The sequence below is a fragment of the Saccharopolyspora sp. 7B genome, assembly GCF_020177435.1.
In the GTDB taxonomy this organism is placed as follows: Bacteria; Actinomycetota; Actinomycetes; order Mycobacteriales; family Pseudonocardiaceae; genus Saccharopolyspora_C; species Saccharopolyspora_C gregorii.
Map to the genome: position 1 here is coordinate 1 of NZ_JAIUKC010000275.1, position 2,069 is coordinate 2,069.

Consider the following 2,069-nt stretch of genomic DNA (forward strand, 5'->3'; position numbering starts at 1 on the left):
GTGGGGTGGTCGCGGGCGCGCAGCGAGTAGGGGGCGATGGTGGTCTTGGCGGGGTTGTTCTGGCTCCAGTCGAGGCCGACCTTGCCGGTGCGGGCGGCGCGGTTCATCTTCGCCAGCAGCGCGTCGGGGTGTTCGGCGGCGAGTTCGTGGGCGAGCCGCTTGGCGTAGGCGGAGGTGCGGTCGGGGCGTTCGGTGCGCACCGGGCAGTACAGCTGCATGCCTTTGGCGCCGCTGGTCTTCGGGTGGGCGCGCAGTCCGTCGGCGCGCAGCCGTTCCTGCAGGAGTTCGGCGGCGCGGCAGCATTCGACGATGGTGGCGGGTGGCCCGGGGTCGAGGTCGAACACGAGCAGGTCGGGGGTGTTGCGGGTGTCGTGTTCGCCGACGGTCCACTGGGGGACGTGGAGTTCGAGGGCGGCGAGGTTCGCGGTCCACACCAGGGTGGGCAGGGCGTCGATGAGCACGTGGTGGTTGACGGCGCGGCCGGTACCGTCGGCGCCGCTGACCAGGCGGGCGGTGGGGACCCAGTCGGGGGCGTGGCGGGAGACGTCCTTCTCGTAGAACGAGCCGGAGTCGACGCCGTCGGGGTAGCGGATGAGGGTGGTGGCGCGGCCGCGCAGGTGCGGCAGCAGCACGGGGGCGATGCGCCGGTAGTAGTCGATGACGTCGCGCTTGCGGAACCCGCAGGCGGGGTAGAGCACCTTGTCCAGGTTGGACAGGGTCAGTTCGCGGTCCTGCACTCGCACGGTCACGCGTCCCACGGTGGTGCTCCGGTCAGGACGCGGCGCGCGAGCCGTGGGTGGCGTCGCGGACGGCGTCTTCGAGTTCGGCGCGGTTCATCTTGGAGCGGCCGCGGACGCCGAGTTCTTTGGCGCGCTTGTCGAGTTCGCCCTTGGTGAGTTCGCCGAGCTCGTCTCCGCGCCCGCCGCGTCGGCTGCTGCTGCGGGTGCCGCGGGCGTGTTCGACGCTACGGCGGAGCGCGTCGGTGAGGTCGATGACGTCGGTGTCGGCGGCGGGTTCGGCCTCGGCGGCGGGTTCGACGCCGCGGGCCTTGTCGGCGAGGAGTTGTTCGACGCGGTCGGTGTAGGTGTCCTCGTAGTCCTCGGGGTGCCATTCGCCGGTCATGGATTCGATGACGGTCTCGGCCATTTCCAGTTCCTTGTCGGAGGGCGCCGAGCCTGCGGTGTCGCCGATGATCTGGGCGGGGTCGCGGATCTCGTCGGCGAAGAACAGCGTGTTGAGGGCGAGCGCGGCGTCGTCGGCGCGCACGGCGGTGAGGTATTCCTTGCCGCGCAGCACGAAGGTGGCGATGCCGACCTGGTTGGTCTGCTCCATGGCGCGGCGCAGCAGGTCGTAGGGCCGGTGGTTCTCCTTGGCGTTGGGTGCGAGCCAGTAGGTGCGCTGGAAGTGCACCGGATCGATCTCGTCGAGGTCGACGAAGGAGGTGATGTCGATGGTGCGGGAGCGGCCGGGGGCGATCTCGTCGAGCTCTTCCTGGTCGACGGTGATCAGGGTGCCTTCGACTTCGCGTCCTTTGACGATGTCGCCGTAGTCGACCTCGTCGCCGGTGCGTTCGTTGACGCGCTTGTAGCGGACGCGGTCGGTGGTGCCGCGTTGGTACTGGTGGAAGGAGGGGCTGTGGTCCTCGGTGGCGGCGTAGAGGCCGACCGGGATGGTCACCAGGCCGAAGTTGATGGAGCCGGTCCAGATCTTGCGTGCCATGACGTGCCTCCCTCGCTGCCGGGCGACCCGGCCCGTCATGTCCCCACGATGCGCCGCGCTTCGGCTGATCGCACGGTCCGCGGTGTTCAGCGCAGCCGGTGGGTGCCGTCGGGGAGGCGTTCGGTGCGGCCGTCGCGGGCGAGCAGTTCCAGCAGGGGCAGGGCGACGCGGCGGGTGGTGCGCAGGGCGCGGCGGGCGTCGGCGGGGGTGAACGGCTGGGGCAGGGTGGCGAGCACGTCGCAGGCGTGCCGGTCGGCGCCCGCGGCGAGCACGATGCCGGGGGCCAGGCGCAGGAGTTCTCCGGCGCGGGCTGCGGCGGGGAGGGCGGCGGGGCCGAGGCCGCGGTGGTG

The 2,069-nt window shown here is 71.4% G+C and carries 3 protein-coding genes; all 3 read right to left on the bottom strand.

Annotated elements, in window-relative coordinates; translation table 11 throughout:
* Nucleotides 1–758, bottom strand: a 758-nt coding sequence (gene ligD / locus LCD33_RS28525; protein ID WP_224978499.1) for a non-homologous end-joining DNA ligase, incomplete at its 3' end; no start/stop codon positions are given.
* A gap of 13 nt (nt 759–771) precedes the next feature.
* Entirely contained in the window at nt 772–1,719 is a 948-nt protein-coding gene (locus tag LCD33_RS28530; protein ID WP_224963300.1) for a Ku protein, read from the bottom strand.
* Between the two features lie 86 nt (nt 1,720–1,805).
* Nucleotides 1,806–2,069: SelB C-terminal domain-containing protein (locus LCD33_RS28535; protein WP_224978500.1), on the bottom strand; the 264-nt coding region annotated here is incomplete at its 5' end.